Origin of the sequence: Salinicola salarius, assembly GCF_003206135.1 — a bacterium.
Lineage (GTDB): Bacteria > Pseudomonadota > Gammaproteobacteria > Pseudomonadales > Halomonadaceae > Salinicola > Salinicola salarius.
Window position 1 is genome coordinate 174313 of sequence record NZ_PZJT01000009.1, and the last position, 17789, is coordinate 192101.

Annotated in this window: 16 protein-coding genes; 7 read left to right on the forward strand and 9 right to left on the reverse strand. The window is 60.8% G+C overall.

Translation table 11 applies throughout. The annotated features are described in order from the left end of the window. Positions 1 to 18: 18 nt before the first annotated feature. From DOM32_RS10445 to DOM32_RS10455, 3 genes are read left to right on the forward strand one after another with little or no spacing between them, the layout of a single operon-like run. Positions 19 to 1635 (forward strand): ABC transporter substrate-binding protein, encoded by a 1617-nt coding sequence (locus DOM32_RS10445; protein ID WP_110634125.1) that lies wholly within the window; start codon positions 19 to 21, stop codon positions 1633 to 1635. Beyond that, the gene (locus DOM32_RS10450) at positions 1635 to 2582 is read left to right on the forward strand and encodes an acetamidase/formamidase family protein (RefSeq protein ID WP_110634128.1); all 948 of its coding nucleotides are present in this window, start codon (positions 1635 to 1637) and stop codon (positions 2580 to 2582) included. The genes DOM32_RS10445 and DOM32_RS10450 overlap by 1 nt, the downstream gene beginning before the upstream one ends. A 10-nt stretch (positions 2583 to 2592) precedes the next feature. Further along, on the forward strand, positions 2593 to 4365 hold the full coding sequence (locus DOM32_RS10455; RefSeq protein ID WP_110634131.1) for an ABC transporter ATP-binding protein: 1773 nt from the start codon (positions 2593 to 2595) through the stop codon (positions 4363 to 4365). Positions 4366 to 4407: 42 nt separating this feature from the next. Here the strand turns inward: DOM32_RS10455 and DOM32_RS10460 are convergent, their stop codons facing one another. The 5 genes from DOM32_RS10460 to DOM32_RS17865 form a co-directional block, all read right to left on the reverse strand. Beyond that, positions 4408 to 5667, reverse strand: coding sequence for a winged helix-turn-helix domain-containing protein (locus tag DOM32_RS10460; protein ID WP_110634134.1), 1260 nt, complete (start codon positions 5665 to 5667; stop codon positions 4408 to 4410). Positions 5668 to 5853: 186 nt separating this feature from the next. Then, on the reverse strand, positions 5854 to 6816 hold the full coding sequence (locus tag DOM32_RS10465; RefSeq protein ID WP_110634137.1) for a metal ABC transporter substrate-binding protein: 963 nt from the start codon (positions 6814 to 6816) through the stop codon (positions 5854 to 5856). A 34-nt stretch (positions 6817 to 6850) separates the two neighbouring features. Continuing rightward, positions 6851 to 7735 (reverse strand): metal ABC transporter permease, encoded by an 885-nt coding sequence (locus tag DOM32_RS10470; RefSeq protein ID WP_071230854.1) that lies wholly within the window; start codon positions 7733 to 7735, stop codon positions 6851 to 6853. Beyond that, positions 7732 to 8430: a metal ABC transporter ATP-binding protein gene (locus tag DOM32_RS10475; protein ID WP_110634140.1), complete on the reverse strand. Its 699-nt coding sequence runs from the start codon at positions 8428 to 8430 to the stop codon at positions 7732 to 7734. The genes DOM32_RS10470 and DOM32_RS10475 overlap by 4 nt, the downstream gene beginning before the upstream one ends. 11 nt (positions 8431 to 8441) lie before the next feature. Next, a complete protein-coding gene (locus DOM32_RS17865; RefSeq protein ID WP_167400664.1) occupies positions 8442 to 8588 on the reverse strand; it encodes a hypothetical protein in 147 nt (48 codons plus the stop codon). A 300-nt stretch (positions 8589 to 8888) separates the two neighbouring features. Here DOM32_RS17865 and DOM32_RS10480 point away from each other — a divergent pair, with 300 nt between their 5' ends. The 3 genes from DOM32_RS10480 to DOM32_RS10490 all read left to right on the forward strand — a co-directional run bounded on the left by DOM32_RS10480 (position 8889) and on the right by DOM32_RS10490 (position 12119). Beyond that, positions 8889 to 9695: a TIR domain-containing protein gene (locus DOM32_RS10480; protein WP_110634143.1), complete on the forward strand. Its 807-nt coding sequence runs from the start codon at positions 8889 to 8891 to the stop codon at positions 9693 to 9695. Between the two features lie 101 nt (positions 9696 to 9796). Next, the gene (locus DOM32_RS10485) at positions 9797 to 11068 is read left to right on the forward strand and encodes a hypothetical protein (RefSeq protein ID WP_110634146.1); all 1272 of its coding nucleotides are present in this window, start codon (positions 9797 to 9799) and stop codon (positions 11066 to 11068) included. 124 nt (positions 11069 to 11192) lie between these two features. Continuing rightward, positions 11193 to 12119 (forward strand): hypothetical protein, encoded by a 927-nt coding sequence (locus DOM32_RS10490; protein ID WP_110634149.1) that lies wholly within the window; start codon positions 11193 to 11195, stop codon positions 12117 to 12119. A 108-nt stretch (positions 12120 to 12227) separates the two neighbouring features. On the opposite strand, the gene DOM32_RS10495 is transcribed toward DOM32_RS10490, so the two are convergent. After that, entirely contained in the window at positions 12228 to 12935 is a 708-nt protein-coding gene (locus DOM32_RS10495) for an SIMPL domain-containing protein (protein WP_110634152.1), read from the reverse strand. Positions 12936 to 13158: 223 nt separating this feature from the next. Between DOM32_RS10495 and DOM32_RS10500 the strand changes: the two genes are divergently transcribed. Then, positions 13159 to 13533 carry a hypothetical protein gene (locus DOM32_RS10500; protein WP_110634155.1) on the forward strand — a complete coding sequence of 125 codons (375 nt, stop codon included), beginning with the start codon at positions 13159 to 13161 and terminating at the stop codon, positions 13531 to 13533. Between the two features lie 153 nt (positions 13534 to 13686). Here the strand turns inward: DOM32_RS10500 and DOM32_RS10505 are convergent, their stop codons facing one another. From DOM32_RS10505 to otsB, 3 genes are read right to left on the reverse strand one after another with little or no spacing between them, the layout of a single operon-like run. Continuing rightward, positions 13687 to 15069, reverse strand: a complete 1383-nt coding sequence (locus DOM32_RS10505; protein WP_110634158.1) for an alpha,alpha-trehalose-phosphate synthase (UDP-forming) — start codon at positions 15067 to 15069, stop codon at positions 13687 to 13689. Continuing rightward, entirely contained in the window at positions 15066 to 16892 is a 1827-nt protein-coding gene (locus tag DOM32_RS10510; RefSeq protein WP_110634161.1) for a glycoside hydrolase family 15 protein, read from the reverse strand. The genes DOM32_RS10505 and DOM32_RS10510 overlap by 4 nt, the downstream gene beginning before the upstream one ends. After that, positions 16859 to 17644 (reverse strand): trehalose-phosphatase, encoded by a 786-nt coding sequence (gene otsB, locus DOM32_RS10515; protein ID WP_157957067.1) that lies wholly within the window; start codon positions 17642 to 17644, stop codon positions 16859 to 16861. The genes DOM32_RS10510 and otsB overlap by 34 nt, the downstream gene beginning before the upstream one ends. Positions 17645 to 17789 lie beyond the last annotated feature (145 nt).

Consider the following 17789-nt stretch of genomic DNA (forward strand, 5'->3'; position numbering starts at 1 on the left):
ACTTAAGGGAACAATGCCATGAACAACAAATTGAAAGGCTTCGCTCTCACCGCCCTGTGCGCGACGATCTCGAGCCAGGCGCTGGCGCAACAGACGCCCCAGGAAGGCGGCGAGATCGTGGTCACCTACCAGAACGACGTGGCCACGCTCGACCCGGCGATCGGCTACGACTGGCAGAACTGGTCGATGATCAAGAGCCTGTTCGACGGCCTGATGGACTACAAGCCGGGCACCACCGAACTAAAGACGGACCTCGCCAAGGACTACGAAATCTCCGACGATGGCCTGACCTATACCTTCCATCTACGTGAAGGCGTCACCTTCCACAACGGCCGTGAAATGGTCGCCAGCGACGTGAAGTACTCCCTGGAGCGGACGGTCAACCCCAAGACCCAGAGCCCCGGCGCCGGCTTCTTTTCCTCCATCGAGGGCTTCGATGCCATGGCCTCGGGCGAATCGACGACGTTGAGCGGTATCACCACGCCCGACGATTACACCGTGAAGATCCAGCTGTCGGCGCCGGATGCGGCTTTCCTGCACATCATGGCTCTCAATTTCGCCTCGGTGGTACCCAAGGAATCGGTCGAGAAGTGGGGCCGCGATTTCGGCAAGCACCCGGTGGGCACGGGAGCCTTCGAATTGCAGGACTGGGCGCTCGGCCAGCATCTGACCTTCGTCAAGAACGACGACTACTACCGCGAGGGCATTCCGTATCTAGACCGCATCGACTTCGAGATCGGCCAGGAGCCCAATGTGGCCCTGATGCGGTTGCAGCGCGGCGAGGTGGATATCGCTGGTGACGGTATTCCGCCCGCGCAGTTCCTGCAGTTCCGCAACGATCCCGATTTCAAGGATCTGATGGTCATAGGCAACCAGCTGCATACCGGTTACTTGACCATGAACGTCACGATGCCCCCTCTGGATAAGGTCGAAGTACGCCGCGCCATCAACATGGCGATCAATAAAAAGCGCATCGTACGCATCATCAACGGTCGCGCGATTCCCGCCAACCAGCCGCTGCCGCCGGCGATGCCAGGTTATGACAAGGAATACAAGGGCTACCCCTACGATGTAGCGAAGGCCAAGGCGCTGCTCGAGGAAGCCGGCTACGGCGATGGGTTCGATACCGAGATCTACGTGATGAACACCGACCCGCAGCCGCGTATCGCCCAGGCGATCCAGCAGGACCTGGCGCAGATCGGCGTGCGCGCCGAGATCAAGTCGCTGGCGCAGGCCAACGTGATCGCCGCGGGCGGCGCCAAGGATCAGGCACCGATGGTGTGGTCGGGCGGCATGGCGTGGATCGCCGACTTCCCCGATCCCTCCAACTTCTGGGGACCGATCCTGGGTTGCGAGGGCGCGGTGCCCGGCGGCTGGAACTGGTCGTGGTACTGCAACGAAGAGTTGGACGCCGAGGCCGCCGCTGCTGACGCCATGGTCGCACCGGACCAGCAGCAGGCACGTGCTGAGCGCTGGGGAAAGATCTTCACCACGGCGATGGATGACGCGCCCTGGGTGCCGATCTTCAACGAGCAGCGTTTCACCGTGCACTCGGCGCGCATGGGTGGCGACGATGCCCTATACGTGGATCCGGTCCACATCCCCGTCAACTACGACTACATCTGGGTGAAATGATGTGTGACAACGAACTGATCAAGACTATTCACGGGCACCATTGCCACCTGGGATGGGATAACGCCATCGCCCCGGCCGCGCACGTCGCGCCGGGGAGCCGGCTGACGTTCGCCTGCAACGACTCTTCGGGCGGCCATTTCACGCCGACCTCGGATGTCTCTGCGGTGGCCGACATGCCGTTCGACCGGATCAACCCGGTGACCGGGCCCATCTTCGTGGATGGTGCCGAGCCCGGCGATATCCTCGTGGTCCATATCGACGACTTCACTCCGTCCGGCTTCGGCTGGACGGCCAACATTCCCGGCTTCGGGCTGCTGGCCGACCAGTTCGAAACACCCGCGCTGACCCTGTGGCACTACGATACGCAGGCCATGACACCGGCCGCGTTCGGCACTCACGCACGGGTGCCGCTGAAGCCGTTCGCCGGGACGCTCGGCGTCGCGCCGGCGGCGCCGGGCACGCACTCGATCGTGCCGCCGCGCCGCGTGGGCGGCAATCTCGATGTGCGCGACCTCGGCGCCGGCAGCACGCTCTATCTGCCGGTGGAAGTCGCCGGAGCCCTGTTCTCGATCGGCGATACCCACGCCGCCCAGGGCGATGGCGAGGTCTGCGGCACGGCGCTGGAAAGCGCCATGGATGTCTCCTTGCGTCTCGACCTGATCAAGCAGACGCCCCTGGCGATGCCGCGCTTCTCCACGCCGGGGCCGGTGACCCGCCATCTCGACGGCGCCGGCTACGAGGTCTTCACTGGCGTCGGACCGGACTTGATGGAAGGCGCGCGGCAGGCCTTGAGCGGCGCCATCGAGTGGCTGGTCAAGACCCGCAACATGCCGGCCGAGCAGGCTTACATGCTTTGTTCGGTGTGCGGCGATCTGCGCATCAACGAGATCGTCGACATGCCCAACTGGGTGGTGTCGTTCTATGTGCCACGCATCGTGTTCGAGTGAGGAGACGACGATGACGACTCAGCCAGGGTCGGTCGATCGGCGCGTGCTCTCCGTCGAGCGCTTGTCGATCGATATTTCGCACGAGCATGACACGCAGCGCGTGGTCGACGATCTGAGCTTCACCTTGCATGCCGGTCGCACGCTATGCATTGCCGGCGAGTCGGGCAGCGGCAAGTCGCTCTCCTCGCTGGCGATCATGGGCCTGCTGCCCAAGGTGGCGCGATTGCCGAACGGCGCCATCCTCTATGGCGAGCGGGATCTGCTGGAACTGCCCGAACGCGCCATGCAGCGCCTGCGCGGGCGCGACATCGCGATGATCTTCCAAGAGCCGATGACCTCCCTCAATCCATTGATGACGGTTGGGCAGCAACTGGAAGAAACCATTCGCCGCCACAAGCTGGCCGAGGGCGGACAGGCCCGTCGCCGCGCCCTCGAGATGCTCGACGCGGTACGGGTGCCGCATGTCGAGCAGCGGCTCAAGCAGCATCCGCACGAGCTGTCCGGCGGCATGCGCCAGCGGGTGATGATCGCCATGGCGATGGTCTGTCATCCCAAGGTGCTGATCGCCGACGAGCCGACCACGGCACTGGACGTGACGATCCAGGCACAGATCCTCGAACTGATGCGTGAACTGCAGCGCGAGTTCGATACCGCGCTGCTGATGATTACCCACGACATGGGTGTCGTCGCTGAGATGGCCGACGACGTGGTGGTGATGAACCGTGGCGTCGTCGAGGAATCCGCCCCGGCGCGTGCGCTGTTCACCGCCCCGCGATCGGCATACACGCGCAAGCTGCTGGCGGCGGTTCCCCGCCTGGGCACGGCCGCGGTACGGCCATTGGCCAGCGAGGCGCACACCCCGGTGCTGGCGGTGGAAGGGTTGCGGGTGCGTTTTCCGGTCAAGCGGCGCTCGCCGTTCGAGACCCGTCGCGAGGTCTGCGCGGTGGAAGACGTCAACTTCACGCTACATGCCGGGGAAACGCTGGGCATCGTCGGCGAGAGCGGCTGCGGCAAGTCGACCACTGGCAAGGCCTTGATGAACATGCTCGACTACACGGGCAGCGTCAGGTTCGAAGGGCGCGAACTCAACGGCTTGCGCGGCGCCGCGCTCAAGGCCGTGCGCCGCGACATCCAGATGATTTTCCAGGATCCCTTCGCTGCGCTCAACTCGCGCAAGAGCGTGGGGGACCTGATCGGCGAGCCGTTGCTGGTGCATGGTCTGGCCGACGCCGCCGAACGTCGGCGGCGCGTGGCCGAACTGCTCGAGCAGGTCGGGCTGCCGGCCGAGGTGGCACTGCGTTATCCACATCAGTTCTCCGGTGGGCAGCGTCAGCGCATCTGTATCGCCCGCGCGCTGGCGCTCAACCCCAAGGTGATCATTGCCGACGAAGCGGTCTCGGCACTGGACGTTTCGGTACAGGCCCAGGTGTTGGAACTGCTGGAGGATCTTCAACAACGCTTGAACCTGAGCTACCTGTTCATTTCCCACGACATGGCGGTCATCGAGCAGATCAGCCACCGTGTCGCGGTCATGTACGCCGGCCAGATCGTCGAGATCGGCAGCTGCCAGCAGGTGCTGCACGATCCGCGCCATCCCTATACCCAGCGCCTGCTCTCCGCCGTACCCATGCCGGACGTGGACGCCAAGCGTGACTTCGCCAAGTTGCTGCAGGCCACCGAGGTGCCCGATCCCATCAAGCCCCACGGACATCGGTTACCCACGCTTCGTTATGCCGAGCCACAGGCGGGTCACTTCGTCGCGCTGTCCGCCGCCAGCGCATGAAAGCCGGGGCTAATTGCATTTTCGGCACCGGTTGCGGCGTCATTACAAAGGGCTGTGCCGCCGATAAGAATCCACCGGCCACAGGGCGCTCAGACGCTGGGCAAGGGGCCGCTCGCAGGCCAGGTGAATACGCGGTAACCCGAGCCAGCTCGCCAGCCGTTCGAGCTGGCCGGCCAGCGCGTCGAGTTCGGCGTCATGGAACGTCACGGCGGGCTCTGGGTGGATGGCGAGAACGCTCAGTTCCCCCTCGGCGCGCCGGGCACGCAGGTCTAGCCGGGCGATGAGCCGGTCGCCGTGGAGGAACGGCATGACGTAGTAGCCGTAGGTTCGTTTGGCCGGCGGCACGTAGAACTCCAGGCGGTAGTGAAAGCCGAACAGGCGCTCGGTGCGCTCGCGATACCAGATCAGGGAGTCGAACGGCGAGAGCAGCGCGGCGGTCTCGAGTCGTCGGGGAATGCGCGGCTCGCCGACGACATAGGCCGGCTGTCGCCAGCTTTCTACCTCGACCGGCGTCAGCGTGCCGTCCTCGATCAGCGTCCGCAGTGCGGCACGGGTATCCTGTGGCGCCAGCCGGTAGTAGTCCCGCAGGTCCTTCTCCGTTGCCACGCCCAGCGCCTCGGCAGACCGGAGCAACAGCTGGCGATGCGCCTCGAGCAGATCGGGTTCGGCCTGGTTCAGGACGGCGCTCGACAGCACCCGTTCCGGCAGGTCGTAGAGCCTTTCGAAACCCCGGCGGCTGGCGACGGTGACCTCGCCAGCAGCAAACAGCCACTCCAGTGCGTGTTTCTCGTCGCTCCAGTCCCACCACGGGCCGGCGGGGCCTGCCCGCGTATTCAGCGCGCCGGCGCCCAGCGGGCCATGTTCGCGCACGTTGGCCAGCACGCGTTCGATCACGTCCCGTCGCTCCCGTCCGAATCGCGCCAGATGCTTGTAGATGACGATGCCTTCCTGCGCGCGGCGCATGCGCCAGCGCATCGCCGGGTAGAGCGAGAGCGGCAGCAGCGACGCTTCGTGGCCCCAGTATTCGAACAGAGACCGATGGCGATTGCCCGCCCAGGCGGCTTCGTCGAGGTGCTCGGTCGGATAGGGGCCGAGGCGCGAAAAGGCCGGCAGATAGTGGGAACGTGCCAGCGCGTTGACGGAATCGATCTGCAACACGCCGAGACGATCCACGAGGCGCCGAAGATGGCCGCGGTTGACGGACTCGGGGGAGCGGGACGTGAAACCCTGCGCTTTCAGGGCGAGACGACGCGCCTGGGAGAGCGTGAGGCGGCGTTGCGGCGGCGGGATGGCTGACGGCATACGAGACGACACTTCTCGGTAGAGGCTTGAGCGGATGCTGCCCGGAAAGTGTCGTTCAGTCTTGAAGAAGAGGGAAGAGGGAAGAGGGAAGAGGGAAGAGGGAAGAGAGCAGGAATTAGAGAGTAGGAAATAGAGAGCAGGATAAAAAGTAGGCCAGCGCCGCCGTCGCGGGCTGGCCTGTAGGGGTCAGTCGTCGGCTTCCAGCGCGTCGAGCAGGGTATCGACATTGTGCTGGAACATGCCGAGATAGGTGCTGCCTTCGCCCTCCGCCGTCAGCGCGTCGGCGTAGAGGGTGCCGCCGATGGCGATGCCGGTCTCTTCGTGCAACTGGTTGATCAGCGCCGGGTTAGTCATGTTCTCCAGGAACAGCGCCCTGGCGTGGCTGGACTCGATCTGCTGGATCAGATGGCCCATGTCGCTGGCGCTGGGTTCCGCCAGCGTGTTGATGCCCACCGGCGAGAGCAGCTCGAGATCGTAGGCGTCGGCGAAGTAGCCGAAGGCATCGTGACTGGTGATGATCAGCCGGTCGGATGCCGGAATCCGCGACAGCCGCGCTTTCGCCTCCTTGTCGAGCGCTTCCATCTCATCGATGTAGCGCTCGGCGTTGGCGCGGTAGGCGTCGGCATGAGCCGGATCGGCCTTCACCAGCGCATCGCGGATGTTGCGTGCGTACTGCTCGCCATTCTCCAGATCCTGCCAGGCGTGCGGATCGACATCGCCGTGGTGGTGATGCTCCTCTTCGCCGTCGGCCGCATGATCATGGTCGTCATGGTCGCCCTCGTCCTCGTGCCCCTCGAACGAACGCGTGTCGATACCGTTGCTGGCGACCACGACTTCGCCCTCGTAACCGCTGGCGTCGATCAACCGGTCGATCCACCCCTCGAGCTGCAAGCCATTGACCACGACCAGGTCGGCATCCGCGAGCGACTGGGCATCGGCGGGCCTGGGCGAAAAGGCGTGAGCATCGCCATCGGGTCCGACCAGCGACGTGACACTGACGTGATCGCCACCGATCGTCGACACCATGTCATCGAGAATGCTGAAGCTCGTGACCACCTGCAGCGGTTCCTGGGCATGAGCGATGTTGGCCGAAAGCGCCGAGGCGCCGAGTGCGCCCATCAGCACGGCGCGAAGGGAAACGTGAGCCATGATGTAACGGTCCTTGTGGCGAGAGAAGGAAGGGTCAGCCGTGGGCATCGGGCGGCAGCATGGGCTGCACGCGCCGTCGCCAGCGGGCGAAGACGCTGTGGTAACGCCCGAACAGGGCGGAAAGCAGATAGATCACGCCGGCCAGCAGAATGATGCAGGGCCCCGAAGGCAGGCCGGCATGATAGGAGAGCAGCAGCCCGCCCACGCTGGAGACCATGCCGATGGCGATCGCCAGCCCCATCAGCCCCTCGAGCCGCTTCGACCAGAAGCGCGCCGCCGTCGCCGGCAACATCATCAGGCCGACCGCCATCAAGGTGCCGAGCGTCTGGAAGCCGGCGGTCAGATTGAGCACCATCAGGCCCAGGAACAGCCCGTGCACCGCGCCGCCGCGAATGCCCTGGCCGCGCAGGAACAGCGGGTCCAGGCACTCGACCACTAGAATGCGGAAGATCGCCGCCAGCACGATCAGCGTCAGGCTCGACACGCCGACGATCAGCCACAGCGCGGTGCTGTCCACCGCCAGGATCGAGCCGAACAGCACGTGGGTGAGGTCGACACTGCTGCCGCGCATCGAGATCAACATCACCCCGGCCGCCAGCGAAATCAGATAGAAGCTGGCAATCGCCGAGTCTTCGCGGTGGCCCGTCAGGCGCGACACGCTGCCCGCCAGCCCCGCCACCAGCAGCCCGGCGAGCAAGCCGCCGAAGCTCATCGCCGGCAGCGAGAAGCCCGCCAGCAGAAAGCCGACCGCCACGCCCGGCAACACGGCGTGGGCCATGGCATCGCCGACCAGGCTCATGCCGCGCAGCGTGAGGAAGACCCCCAGCGGCGGCGCCACCAGCGACAGCGCCAGCCCGGCCACCAGCGCGCGACGCATGAAACCGAAATCCACCAGTGGAGAGAACAGCCAATCGATCATGCCAACGTCTCCGCCGATGAAGAGGAATCGCCAATCGTCGCGGGCGTGGACCAGATCCCGTGCCCGCGTTCCAGCCGCAGGACGCGATCGGCCAGCCGCGTCATCTGATCGTGATCGTGCAGCACGATGATGATCGCCGCGCCCTCGGCCGCCATGGCGCGAAGCACATCGATCAGGACCTCGACGGTCGCCGCATCGACATTGGCGAACGGCTCGTCGAGCAGCAGCAACTGGGCCTCCTGCATCAGCGTACGGCCGAGCAGCGCACGCTGGCGCTGGCCGCCGGAGAGCTCACCCAGCGGGCGGTGTTCGAACGACTGCAGGCCGAGGCGCTGCATCACCGCCTGGCCGCGACGATACTCCGCCGGCCCGTAGCGCTTGAAACTGCCGTGGGTCGGCCAGCAACCGCTCATGACCAGCTCTTCGACGCTCATGGGGAAGGTCAGATCCAGCGCCAGCTGCTGCGGCAGCCACGCGCGCCGCGCATTGGGAACCTCGCAGCGAACATGGCCGCTGACGGGGCGCAGCTCGCCCATGATCCCCTGGACCAGCGTGCTCTTGCCGGCGCCGTTGGCCCCCACCAGCGCAGTGATGGTGCCGGCCTCGAAATGGCCGTCGATATTCTCCAGCACCATACGGTTGCCCTGCGCCAGCGACAGGGATTCCAGCGTCAGCAACGTGTCGGGCTTTGCCATCGAACGAGCCATCAACCGAACACCCCGGCAGCCCAGCCCGCGACGAGCCACAGCACGGCCAGCGGCAACAGCGCGAGCAATATCCGCCGCCCGGCGCCAAGCGACATCAAGGAAAAGTGACACGGCCCATCAGGGCGGTGCCGGTGACGATGTGACATGAAGAGACCCTTTGGATGAGGCGGAAAGGTTATATCATAACAAAAGTGGTGCCAAGCGGAGATTGGCTGACACCATTTGTAAGAGATCCCTGACAATCCTTTTGGCGGGCTTGTCGCGCCGTGAAATCTGCGTTACCAAGAGTTACATAATGACGTCTGAGCCCGATGGGTAAGCTTGATGAGATGTGTGCATTATGTGATCGATCGAATAGCTGCAATCGACCCAAAGCAGCCAGTCCGGCAAAGACAGCCGGCGCGTTCATCTGTGTTAGGCAATAGAACTGGGATAGGATTTCAAACTTGAGTATCGAGTTTTTGGAAAGCGATTTCGATAAGCTAAGTTATTTGGCTAATCTTCTGACGTCTCGGGCTACAGGGTTAGCCGCGGATCAGCGGGAATATGAAGTCCTACGTCACGAGCTTTTGAGCAATTCAAATATTTCATACCTTCTCCCTCAATGGTTAAAGCAGCATCGTAGTCTTGATACGTTCTGGGGTTTTATCAAGCAAAAATTCAGCACCTATGCTGAACGAAGAACATTTATATCTGAACAGTTTACTCCAGCCCTCGATGCCCTGGAATTTGGATATGATGGCCAGGAGGCTGTATCGCCAAATACTCCGAAAGCACCTGCGATCCCACGCAATACTGTCGCGCGGAACAAGCGAAAGGTATTTATCGTACATGGGAGAGATAACGAGGCAAAGCAAGAGGTCAGTCGATTTGTTGAGAGACTCGGGTTAGAAGCTATCATTCTCAATGAGCAAGCTAGCGCGGGAAGAACTATTATTGAAAAAATCGAGCATTATTCGAGTGATGCCGATTTTGCGATTGTCCTATATACGGCATGTGATCATGGCCGTGGAGCTCATGAGTCGAATAATCACCCGAGAAATAGAGCTCGCCAGAATGTAGTCTTCGAGCATGGCTATCTCATGGCAAAGCTTGGCAGAGAAAACGTATGTTCTTTGGTGAAAGGCGACATAGAGACGCCCAACGACATTAGCGGCGTTGTCTATGTGCCCCTGGATCAGCCTGGGGCATGGAAAACCGAAGTCGCGAGAGAGTTGAGGGCGTGTGGATATGCTATCAATAGCTTTTTCTAAACACCGATAAATGCCTAACTAACGGCTGCTAGGGACTTCATTACACTACGCTTCATGCAGCCCAACAGCCGGACGTTCGGCTCATTTGAAAGGAGAATGAAATGCCAGAAGCCATTCATAAGACCGACGATGTCTTTGGAATCAGTCGGGATCTGCCTCTCAATTACAAAGAGCGTGATACCGCAGATGGACTTCTGGTCGACAGCCTGAGCCGAGATCGGCACTTGGTCATCTACGGAAGTTCCAAGCAAGGGAAAACGAGTTTACGGAAGCACTGCCTCAACCCCGATGATTACATTACCGTCCACTGTTCGAACAAGTGGCAGCTCGGTGATATACATTCAGCAATCTTAAAGAAGTGCGGATTTGAGGTGACTCTATCCAATACCAAGAGCAGCTCTGGAAAGCATAAAATTTTCGCGTCGATAACGGCGGGCATTTTCGGCAGTAATGCGACAGGCGGTGCCGAGGCGGAACGTGCAGAAGGAAGAGAGAGGGAGACGCAGCCACTCGAGCTGGAGTCTGAAGATGTTAATGATATTATCAGCGCTCTTGAAGGAATAGGGTTTTCAAAATTTATCGTTCTTGAGGATTTTCACTATCTTCCTGTTGAAACACAAAGAGATTTTTCTGTAGCGCTGAAAGCGTTTCACGAAAATTCGAAAATCTGCTTCATTGTGATTGGAGTGTGGCTGGAGGAGAATCGGCTATCTGTTTACAACGGCGATCTGACTGGCCGAGTGTTATCTATTGATGCGGACAAGTGGGAATCCGATGAGCTAAAGTGCGTGGTAGAAGATGGCGCCGCTCTTCTGAATGTAGAATTTTCGGAGCAATTTCTAGCAGATCTCCTTGATTCTTGTTTCAAGAGCGTGCATGTAGTGCAAGAGGCCTGTCATCGTTGTTGTATTGCCAGCGGCGTACTAGAGACCAAGACCGAAGCAGTTGTCGTTGGTGAAGGACTGGACGCAAGAGAGATAGTTAGAGAGGTTGTCAATCAGCAATCCGGGCGGTTCAATTCTTTCATCACTCAGTTTGCGGATGGATTTCAAGCAACAGAACTGGAAATGCACAGATGGCTTCTACATCCGGTACTCACAAGCTCTCCCGACGACCTTGGCAAGGGTCTGAGGCAAAAGGATATTCGTGACCATTTGAGACAACACCATCCCCGAGCTGACTCTCTAAACCAAGGCAACGTCACGCAGGCGCTACAGTCGGCAGCGGCACTACAGATCAAGAAAGACATCAAGCCGATGGTTCTTGATTACGATCAAACAAATTTGCGGCTGAATGTGGTGGACCGAAGTTTCTTGATATGGCTTGACAATCAAGATCGAGATGAACTTTTGGCAATTGCGGGCCTCGACTAAGCGGCGCCGAACAAGTCGCTCCAAGGGATGTTTGACTCGCCGCCCATTTTGCTGCCGCAAAATGTACGTCGCCTCAAACGCGCCTCATCTAAGGCGTTAAGTGAATACAAAAGGAGTCTCATCCATGATCATAACTAAGAAAAGGATTAGATCGCTTAGGGCGTATACAAAGGGTTTGGTAGAGGCTCAGCCCTTAGTGGTGAGTGTTAGTGTCTCAAATATTGATGCTAACATGGCTATAGATATTGGGTTTAGTCCTGACCTTTCGCCAGGAGAGTCTGTTCTTCCAAAATCTATCGGCAATATTACAACATTCAATTCTGAAGGCAAAGAAATCCCATTGAAAGGCGAGCCGAAGGAAACACACTACAGGCAGCAAGAATGGACTTGGAAAGAATTTAGAGGAAGATACGATTTTGAAGAAAAATCAAAAATCGTAGATATACCCTACGAGCGTTACCCACGAAAATTTATAGAGCCGCCTGCTATTGAATTGAATATCGCTAAAAATGCTGGTGGTGATAAACTAATCGTTTCAGATTCGGTAGAGTTTTTACCGAAAAATTTTGATCTTATAATTCATGTAGTAAATATTTTCCTAGAGATATTTGGCTACTGCGAAATTCGAAACGAGAATCTTGATTCTATAATTCGCGCCCCTCTGCGGAAATTAAACTGGGATGTGCTTCCTCCGGGGAAGAAGCCTTGGGGTGAGCTAAAGCCACTTGTAAGAGAAGCTGCCAAACATTTGTCGGATGGAAATAAAGTAGTAATCGATAAAAGGTTGGAGTCTATCAATGTACATGAACCTGATTTTGTTGCAGTGGGCAGGGCTGGATTTACCGGGTATTTAATCTTCGGATTTCCTGAAAAGTGTTTGTATATTTTGGAAAGCACGCAAACTAATAACGCCACCTATGTGATAGAAAATAACTGGGAGGTGCTGTCTGGCCTGTCTAAAGCAGAGATTCTAGAAAATGATTTGCACAAAGAGCGAGTCATTCACAGAGAAAGTTGGTTTAGTGAAATTAATAGAATTCTGTGCAACTAAACCATTTGACAAGCGTAAGCACTCGGACAAATTGTCCGGTGTTACGGCCGTTACATCAGGTGTTGCTGAAATACCGCTCTTGGCCGGAAGCGAACCTTCGAATTGGCCTCACCCCTCCAATGCGTAATCGATCGTCGTCACCACTCGCACCCGCTTGATATCGGGTGTATAGCTGTCGAGATCTTCGATCGAGAAATAGCCCTGGGTGGCACTGCGGATCTCGCCGACGCGACTGCCGGAGTCTCTGGCGAACTGCTGAGCGACGCCGCGTGCATCCTTGGTCGCCTCGGCGATCATCTCCGGCTTGATGTCATTGAGGCCGGTGAACAGGAATTCGGTGCGGTAATCGTAGTTGGGTGACAGCACGACGCCGGCGCGCACCAGTTCTCCCGTTTCTGGCATCGCTTTCTTGACGCCGTCGACCGCCGGGGTGCGCAGCAGCACCGTGGCTTCGGCCTGGTAACGCTCGTCGGGTCGGTCGGCGCCGTAGAGATTAGCGAATCGATCGGTCACTTGAGGCGAGGTCACGGTAATGTTGTCGGTCTCGAACCCCCGCTGCGTGAGAAATTCGCGAATGCGAGTTTCCTGCATGGTCAGCTTCTGCTGCAGCGCGTCCAGCTCGTTGGCGGTCACGGTGTAATGCAGCGGCCAGAGCGCCATGTCCGCCGGCACTTCGCGCTCCGAAAGGCCCTTGACCGTGACGCTGCGACCGGCGTCGCGCCAGGTTTCAGCGGCATCCTCGATGTAGCTCCCGCCCCAGATCATGCCGATTGCCAGCAAGCCTCCCAGCACTATCGCGCTCCGCACCTGTAGCATCTTTGTTTCTCCGGTTTCGATACACGTCGGTGATGCTGTCATCGTAGCCGGTTATCGCGGGCGCGAGACGGTTCGCTGCTGTCTTGCTGTTCGGTATTCATCAATCTCAATGATATTCGACTTTGCACTAACTGATTAGCCGCCTAATAAGTCGGCCTCCATAATCTCGTCATCGGTTGGGCCAAGGGGCCTGCCACGCAAACGTAGATATTGGAGTGTCATCATGAAAACTCGCATTCTCGCCGCTATCGCACTGGTCGTTGCACTGCCTGCCGCCGCTCAGGCCAACAGCGTCATGGAACAACGGGCATTCGCCCAGCAGCGTGAAGCGCTGAATACCCAGGCGACTTCCGAATATCAGTTGCTGCCGTCCGACTATCGCATCGATACCGTCAGCGGTGGTCATAGCACTGCAGCCGACCATTCACTGGCCTATGTCGCGGCGATCACGCAGCGGGCAACCGATATCACCGGCGGCAACGTCGGACTCGTCGGCCAGGGTCAGAGCGTTTCCGCCGCTCAGGCGCTGCAGAACGTGAACGGTGGCGCCGATGCCGGCCAGGGCAATGTCGAAGTGACCTTCGCCAGCCTCGACTGATCGCGCCGTATCAACGGTTGGCGCCCGGGAGGCGAGCGCCGAGAAGCGTGTCCCTCGATTTCCCCCATACCTCCAACTTCCCCGGACCCTCCCCTGGTCCGGGGCTTTTTTGTGCCTGGCCTTCGTCATTCCGGCAGGCCTCGTGATTCCCGGTCAGGTGGCGTCCGTGTTCTGCTGGCTCAGGTGTTCGATGAAGCGCCGGCGCCATTCGAGCAGGCTGTTGCGCCTGAGCACGCCGATCATCTGCTGGTAGCGTTCCTGGCGTTCCTCGAGCGGCATGTTCAGGGCCTGTTCGATGGCGCTGGCGATGGCATGCACGTCGTAGGGATTGACCAGTAGCGCGCGGCTCAGCTCTTTGGCGGCGCCGGCCAGCTCGCTGAGTACCAGTACGCCGGGGTCTTCGGGATCCTGGGCGGCGACGAACTCCTTGCAGACCAGGTTCATGCCGTCGCGAAGCGGGGTCACCAGGCCGACCCGGGCGGAACGGAACAGGCCGATCAGCGCGTCGCGGGGGAAGGTCTGGTTGAGATAGTGCACTGGCATCCAGTCGAGATCGGCGTAGGTGCCGTTGATATGCCCGGCCATCTCCTCGAGTTGGCGGCGCAGCTCGTCATACTCGGGGATCGCGCTGCGCGAGGGGCTGGCGATCTGCATGAAGATCGTCTTCTGGCGGCGATGCTCGAAGTTGGTGAGCAGCGCCTCGATGGCGTTGAAGCGCTGTACCAGGCCCTTGGAGTAATCGAGCCGGTCGGCGCCGATGATCAGGTCGCGTTCGCCGAGATCCGCCTTGAGCTGACGCGCCTGTTCGTTGTCGCGGGAGTGCTCGGCTTCGGCGGTTAGCTCGTCGACATCGATACCCACCGGGTAGACGCCGGTACGAATCTTCTGGCCGTTGCACTCGATGGTGTCGCCGGAAATCTCGGCGCCGAAGGTTTCGATCGCGGCCTGACGGAAGGCGTGCAGATCGTTGTTGGTCTGGAAGCCGATCAGGTCGTAGTGGAGCAGGTCGTCGAGCAGTTCGCGGTAGCCGGGCATCGCGCGCAGCAGGTCGTAGCTGGGGAAGGGGATGTGCAGATAGAAGCCCATCGGGTCCTTGACGCCTTCCTTGCGCAGCGCCTTGCCCAGCGGCAGCAGGTGATAGTCGTGTACCCAGATCAGTTCACCGCCTTCGAGCAGGTTGCTCAGGGCGTGGGCGAAGCGGTCGTTGACCCGCTGATAGGCCTTGGCGTACTCCAGCCGGAAGTCCATGGCGCCAAGGTTGAAGTGGAAGACCGGCCAGAGGACTTCGTTGGAGAAGCCCAGGTAATAGTCTTCATAGTCTTCCCGGGATAGCGGCAGGGTGGCGTAGGTGATGTTGTCACGCTGCACGGTGGTGGGTTCGGTGATGGCCGTTTCGCTGACCTCGCCGTCCCAGCCGAACCACAACCCGCCGTATTCGTCGAGTGCGCCGGTGATCGCCACGGCCAGGCCGCCGGCCTGGGACTTGCCGGGCTCCGGGACGGATACGCGATTGGAAATGACGACGAGACGTGTCATACGGCCTCCTCCCAGTTACGACTGAGATGTGTTGCCGAGTTGATCAACCCGACCATGCTGTAGGTCTGCGGGAAGTTGCCCCACAGTTCGCGGTGGGCGGTGTCCAGATCCTCGGAGAGCAGTCCGAGGGGATTGCGACATTCGAGCATGTTGTCGAACAGGCGCCGGGCTTCGTCCTTGCGGCCGATCGCGCAGAGCGCGTCGATGAACCAGAAGGTGCAGATGTTGAAGGCGTTCTCGGGTGGACCGAAATCGTCGGCGGCGGCGTAGCGGAACAGGTGGTCGCCGCGGCGCAGTTCGGCCTCGATGGCGCAGACCGTGGAGACGAAGCGCGGGTCGTCGGCTTCGAGGAAGCCGAGTTCGTGCATCAGCAGCAGGCTGGCGTCCATGGTTTCGCCGCCGAAGCTCTCGGTGAAGGCCTGGCGCGATTCGCTCCACGCCTCGCGGCAGATGATCTCGTGCATGCGCTCGGCCTGCTGTCGCCAGTGAATCGAATCCTCGGGCAGCTCGAGCTGGCCGGCAATGCGCGCCAGCCGGTCGCAGGCCGCCCAGCACATGATCGAGGAATAGGTGTGCACGCGGGCGCGGCCGCGATATTCCCAGATGCCGGCATCGGGCTTGTCGAACAGTCGCGCGGCCTGCTCGCCGAGTGCCGTGAGGCGGCGAAACAGCGCCTCGTCGCCGGGGCGCGTCAGGCGCTCGTCGAAGAAGGCCTGGTTGGCCGCCAGCACGACGGCGCCGTAGACGTCGTGCTGGATCTGGCTGTAGGCGGCGTTGCCGGTGCGTACCGGCCCCATGCCGCGATAGCCGCCCAGCCCGGGCATGTCGAATTCTTCGAGCCGGGTCTCGCCGCCGATGCCGTAGAGCGGTTGCAGCTCGCTCTCGGCGGCACCAACGACCAGGTTGAGAATGTAGTTGAGATAATTCTCCATGGTGGCCGTGGTGCCCAGCCGGTTGAGCGCATGGACCACGAAATAGGCGTCGCGCAGCCAGCAGTAGCGGTAGTCCCAGTTGCGCTGGCTGTCGGCGGCCTCGGGTAACGAGGTGGTCATCGCCGCGATCACCGCGCCAGTATCCTCGAAGGTGCTCAGCTTGAGGGTCATCGCGGCGCGGATGACCGCATGCTGCCAGTCGAAGGGAATCGACAGTCCGCGAACCCATTCGTGCCAGTAGGTGGCGGTCTCGCTATGAAAGCGTTGGCACAGCGTCGTGACCGATTCGGTGACGCTTTCGTCGGGGCCGAGCAGGAAGTTGAGTTCGCCGTCGAGCACGATCGGCGATTCCTGCTGGACGTAGGTGATCGAGGCGTCGGTGGTCAGACGCGTGATCCGATTGCGACCGATATAGCGAATATGGTGACTGCCTTGCGTGGTATCCGGCGTCTGGGTGCCGTATTCGCTGGTCGGACGCAGTTTGACGCGGATCACCGGCGTGCCCGCCAGGGGCTCGACACGACGGACCAGAGCGACCGGACGAAAAGCCCGCCCGAATTGATTGAAGCGCGGGCAGAAGTCGCTGATGCGAATGCGTCCGCCGTACTTGTCGGTGAGTTCCGTGCAGAGGATGGCGGTGTTGCGCTGATAGTACTGCCTGGTGCCGACCAGATCCTGCAGCTCGATGCTGAAATAGCCGCGATCCTGGGTATCCATCAGGTGCGAGAAGAACGGGTCGCCGTCGAAGCGGGGCAGGCAGCACCAGACGATGCGCGCCTGGGCATCGATGAGCGCGCCGATCTGGCAGTTGCCGATCAGGCCGAGTTCCAGGGTATGTTCCGCATGGCGGAGCGGGGTCAAAGGTCCCGCGTTGTCATACTCTCCAACCATGTCAGTACCTCCTGTACTGATTCAAGGGAGTAGTTTGCGGCCGTCTCATCCTGATGGCCGACACGTATGGAATGGCCGCCGCGAGCGTTGACGATACGAAAGGCGTCTTCGTCGGTGACGTCGTCGCCGATGAAAACCGGCGTGCGGCTCCGGAAGGCCGAGGTTTCGTCGAGCAGGCGGGCAACGGCGGTCCCTTTATGATAGCCGCCGGGACGCAACTCGAGGACGCACTTGCCGTCGATCAGCTCGAAGGTGTCGCCAAGCGCCCGATGCTGGGCCTCGAAGAACTCGCGACACGCCTCGGCGAGTTCCGGAACGCTGCGGTAGTGCAGGGTCAGCGAGACGCCCTTGTCCTCGTAGTGCAAGCCGGGATGGGCCTCGACGAAGGTTGCCAGGGCATCACGGCAGGCGGCCAGTTGGGCAGGCTGGTCGATCGCCGTGTGGCGCGTGCCGTCGCGGTCGCGCCATTCCAGCCCGTGAATGCCCGCCATCGGCAGGGAAACCGGGGCGAGCAGGCGCTCGAGCTGATCCAGCGGACGCCCGCTGACCACCGCCACCGCGCCGCCGAAGACCTGGTCGAGTTCGCCGAGAATCGCCTTCAGGTGCGGGGAGACGCGGACATCGTCGGGGTGGGCGGCGAGCGACACCAGAGTGCCGTCGAAATCGAGGAACAGCGCCCAGTCGCGGCGTGCCACGGGCAGTTGTGAAGCAGGACGCTGTGAAGATGAAAGAGGCGTCGAAGGTTTGGTCATGGGCCGCGAGCTCGTCTGAGTGAATGGTCGGGTGGGTCGGCGTAGCCGCTCGCCTGGGGTATCCGGAAGAGCCGCTCGGAAGCGCGGCCCGAAAGACCGGCTCGAAAGACTGGCCCAGGAGCGCCAGAGAAAACCCACCCATGAG

Excerpts from the sequence above, each read along its gene's own strand:
- DOM32_RS10445 (WP_110634125.1), top strand. The coding sequence starts at position 19 with ATGAACAACAAATTGAAAGGCTTCGCTCTCACCGCCCTGTGCGCGACG.
- DOM32_RS10450 (WP_110634128.1), top strand. The coding sequence starts at position 1,635 with ATGTGTGACAACGAACTGATCAAGACTATTCACGGGCACCATTGCCAC.
- DOM32_RS10455 (WP_110634131.1), top strand. The coding sequence starts at position 2,593 with ATGACGACTCAGCCAGGGTCGGTCGATCGGCGCGTGCTCTCCGTCGAG.
- DOM32_RS10460 (WP_110634134.1), bottom strand. The coding sequence starts at position 5,667 with ATGCCGTCAGCCATCCCGCCGCCGCAACGCCGCCTCACGCTCTCCCAG.
- DOM32_RS10465 (WP_110634137.1), bottom strand. The coding sequence starts at position 6,816 with ATGGCTCACGTTTCCCTTCGCGCCGTGCTGATGGGCGCACTCGGCGCC.
- DOM32_RS10470 (WP_071230854.1), bottom strand. The coding sequence starts at position 7,735 with ATGATCGATTGGCTGTTCTCTCCACTGGTGGATTTCGGTTTCATGCGT.
- DOM32_RS10475 (WP_110634140.1), bottom strand. The coding sequence starts at position 8,430 with ATGGCAAAGCCCGACACGTTGCTGACGCTGGAATCCCTGTCGCTGGCG.
- DOM32_RS17865 (WP_167400664.1), bottom strand. The coding sequence starts at position 8,588 with ATGTCACATCGTCACCGGCACCGCCCTGATGGGCCGTGTCACTTTTCC.
- DOM32_RS10485 (WP_110634146.1), top strand. The coding sequence starts at position 9,797 with ATGCCAGAAGCCATTCATAAGACCGACGATGTCTTTGGAATCAGTCGG.
- DOM32_RS10490 (WP_110634149.1), top strand. The coding sequence starts at position 11,193 with ATGATCATAACTAAGAAAAGGATTAGATCGCTTAGGGCGTATACAAAG.
- DOM32_RS10495 (WP_110634152.1), bottom strand. The coding sequence starts at position 12,935 with ATGCTACAGGTGCGGAGCGCGATAGTGCTGGGAGGCTTGCTGGCAATC.
- DOM32_RS10500 (WP_110634155.1), top strand. The coding sequence starts at position 13,159 with ATGAAAACTCGCATTCTCGCCGCTATCGCACTGGTCGTTGCACTGCCT.
- DOM32_RS10505 (WP_110634158.1), bottom strand. The coding sequence starts at position 15,069 with ATGACACGTCTCGTCGTCATTTCCAATCGCGTATCCGTCCCGGAGCCC.
- DOM32_RS10510 (WP_110634161.1), bottom strand. The coding sequence starts at position 16,892 with ATGGTTGGAGAGTATGACAACGCGGGACCTTTGACCCCGCTCCGCCAT.
- otsB (WP_157957067.1), bottom strand. The coding sequence starts at position 17,644 with ATGACCAAACCTTCGACGCCTCTTTCATCTTCACAGCGTCCTGCTTCA.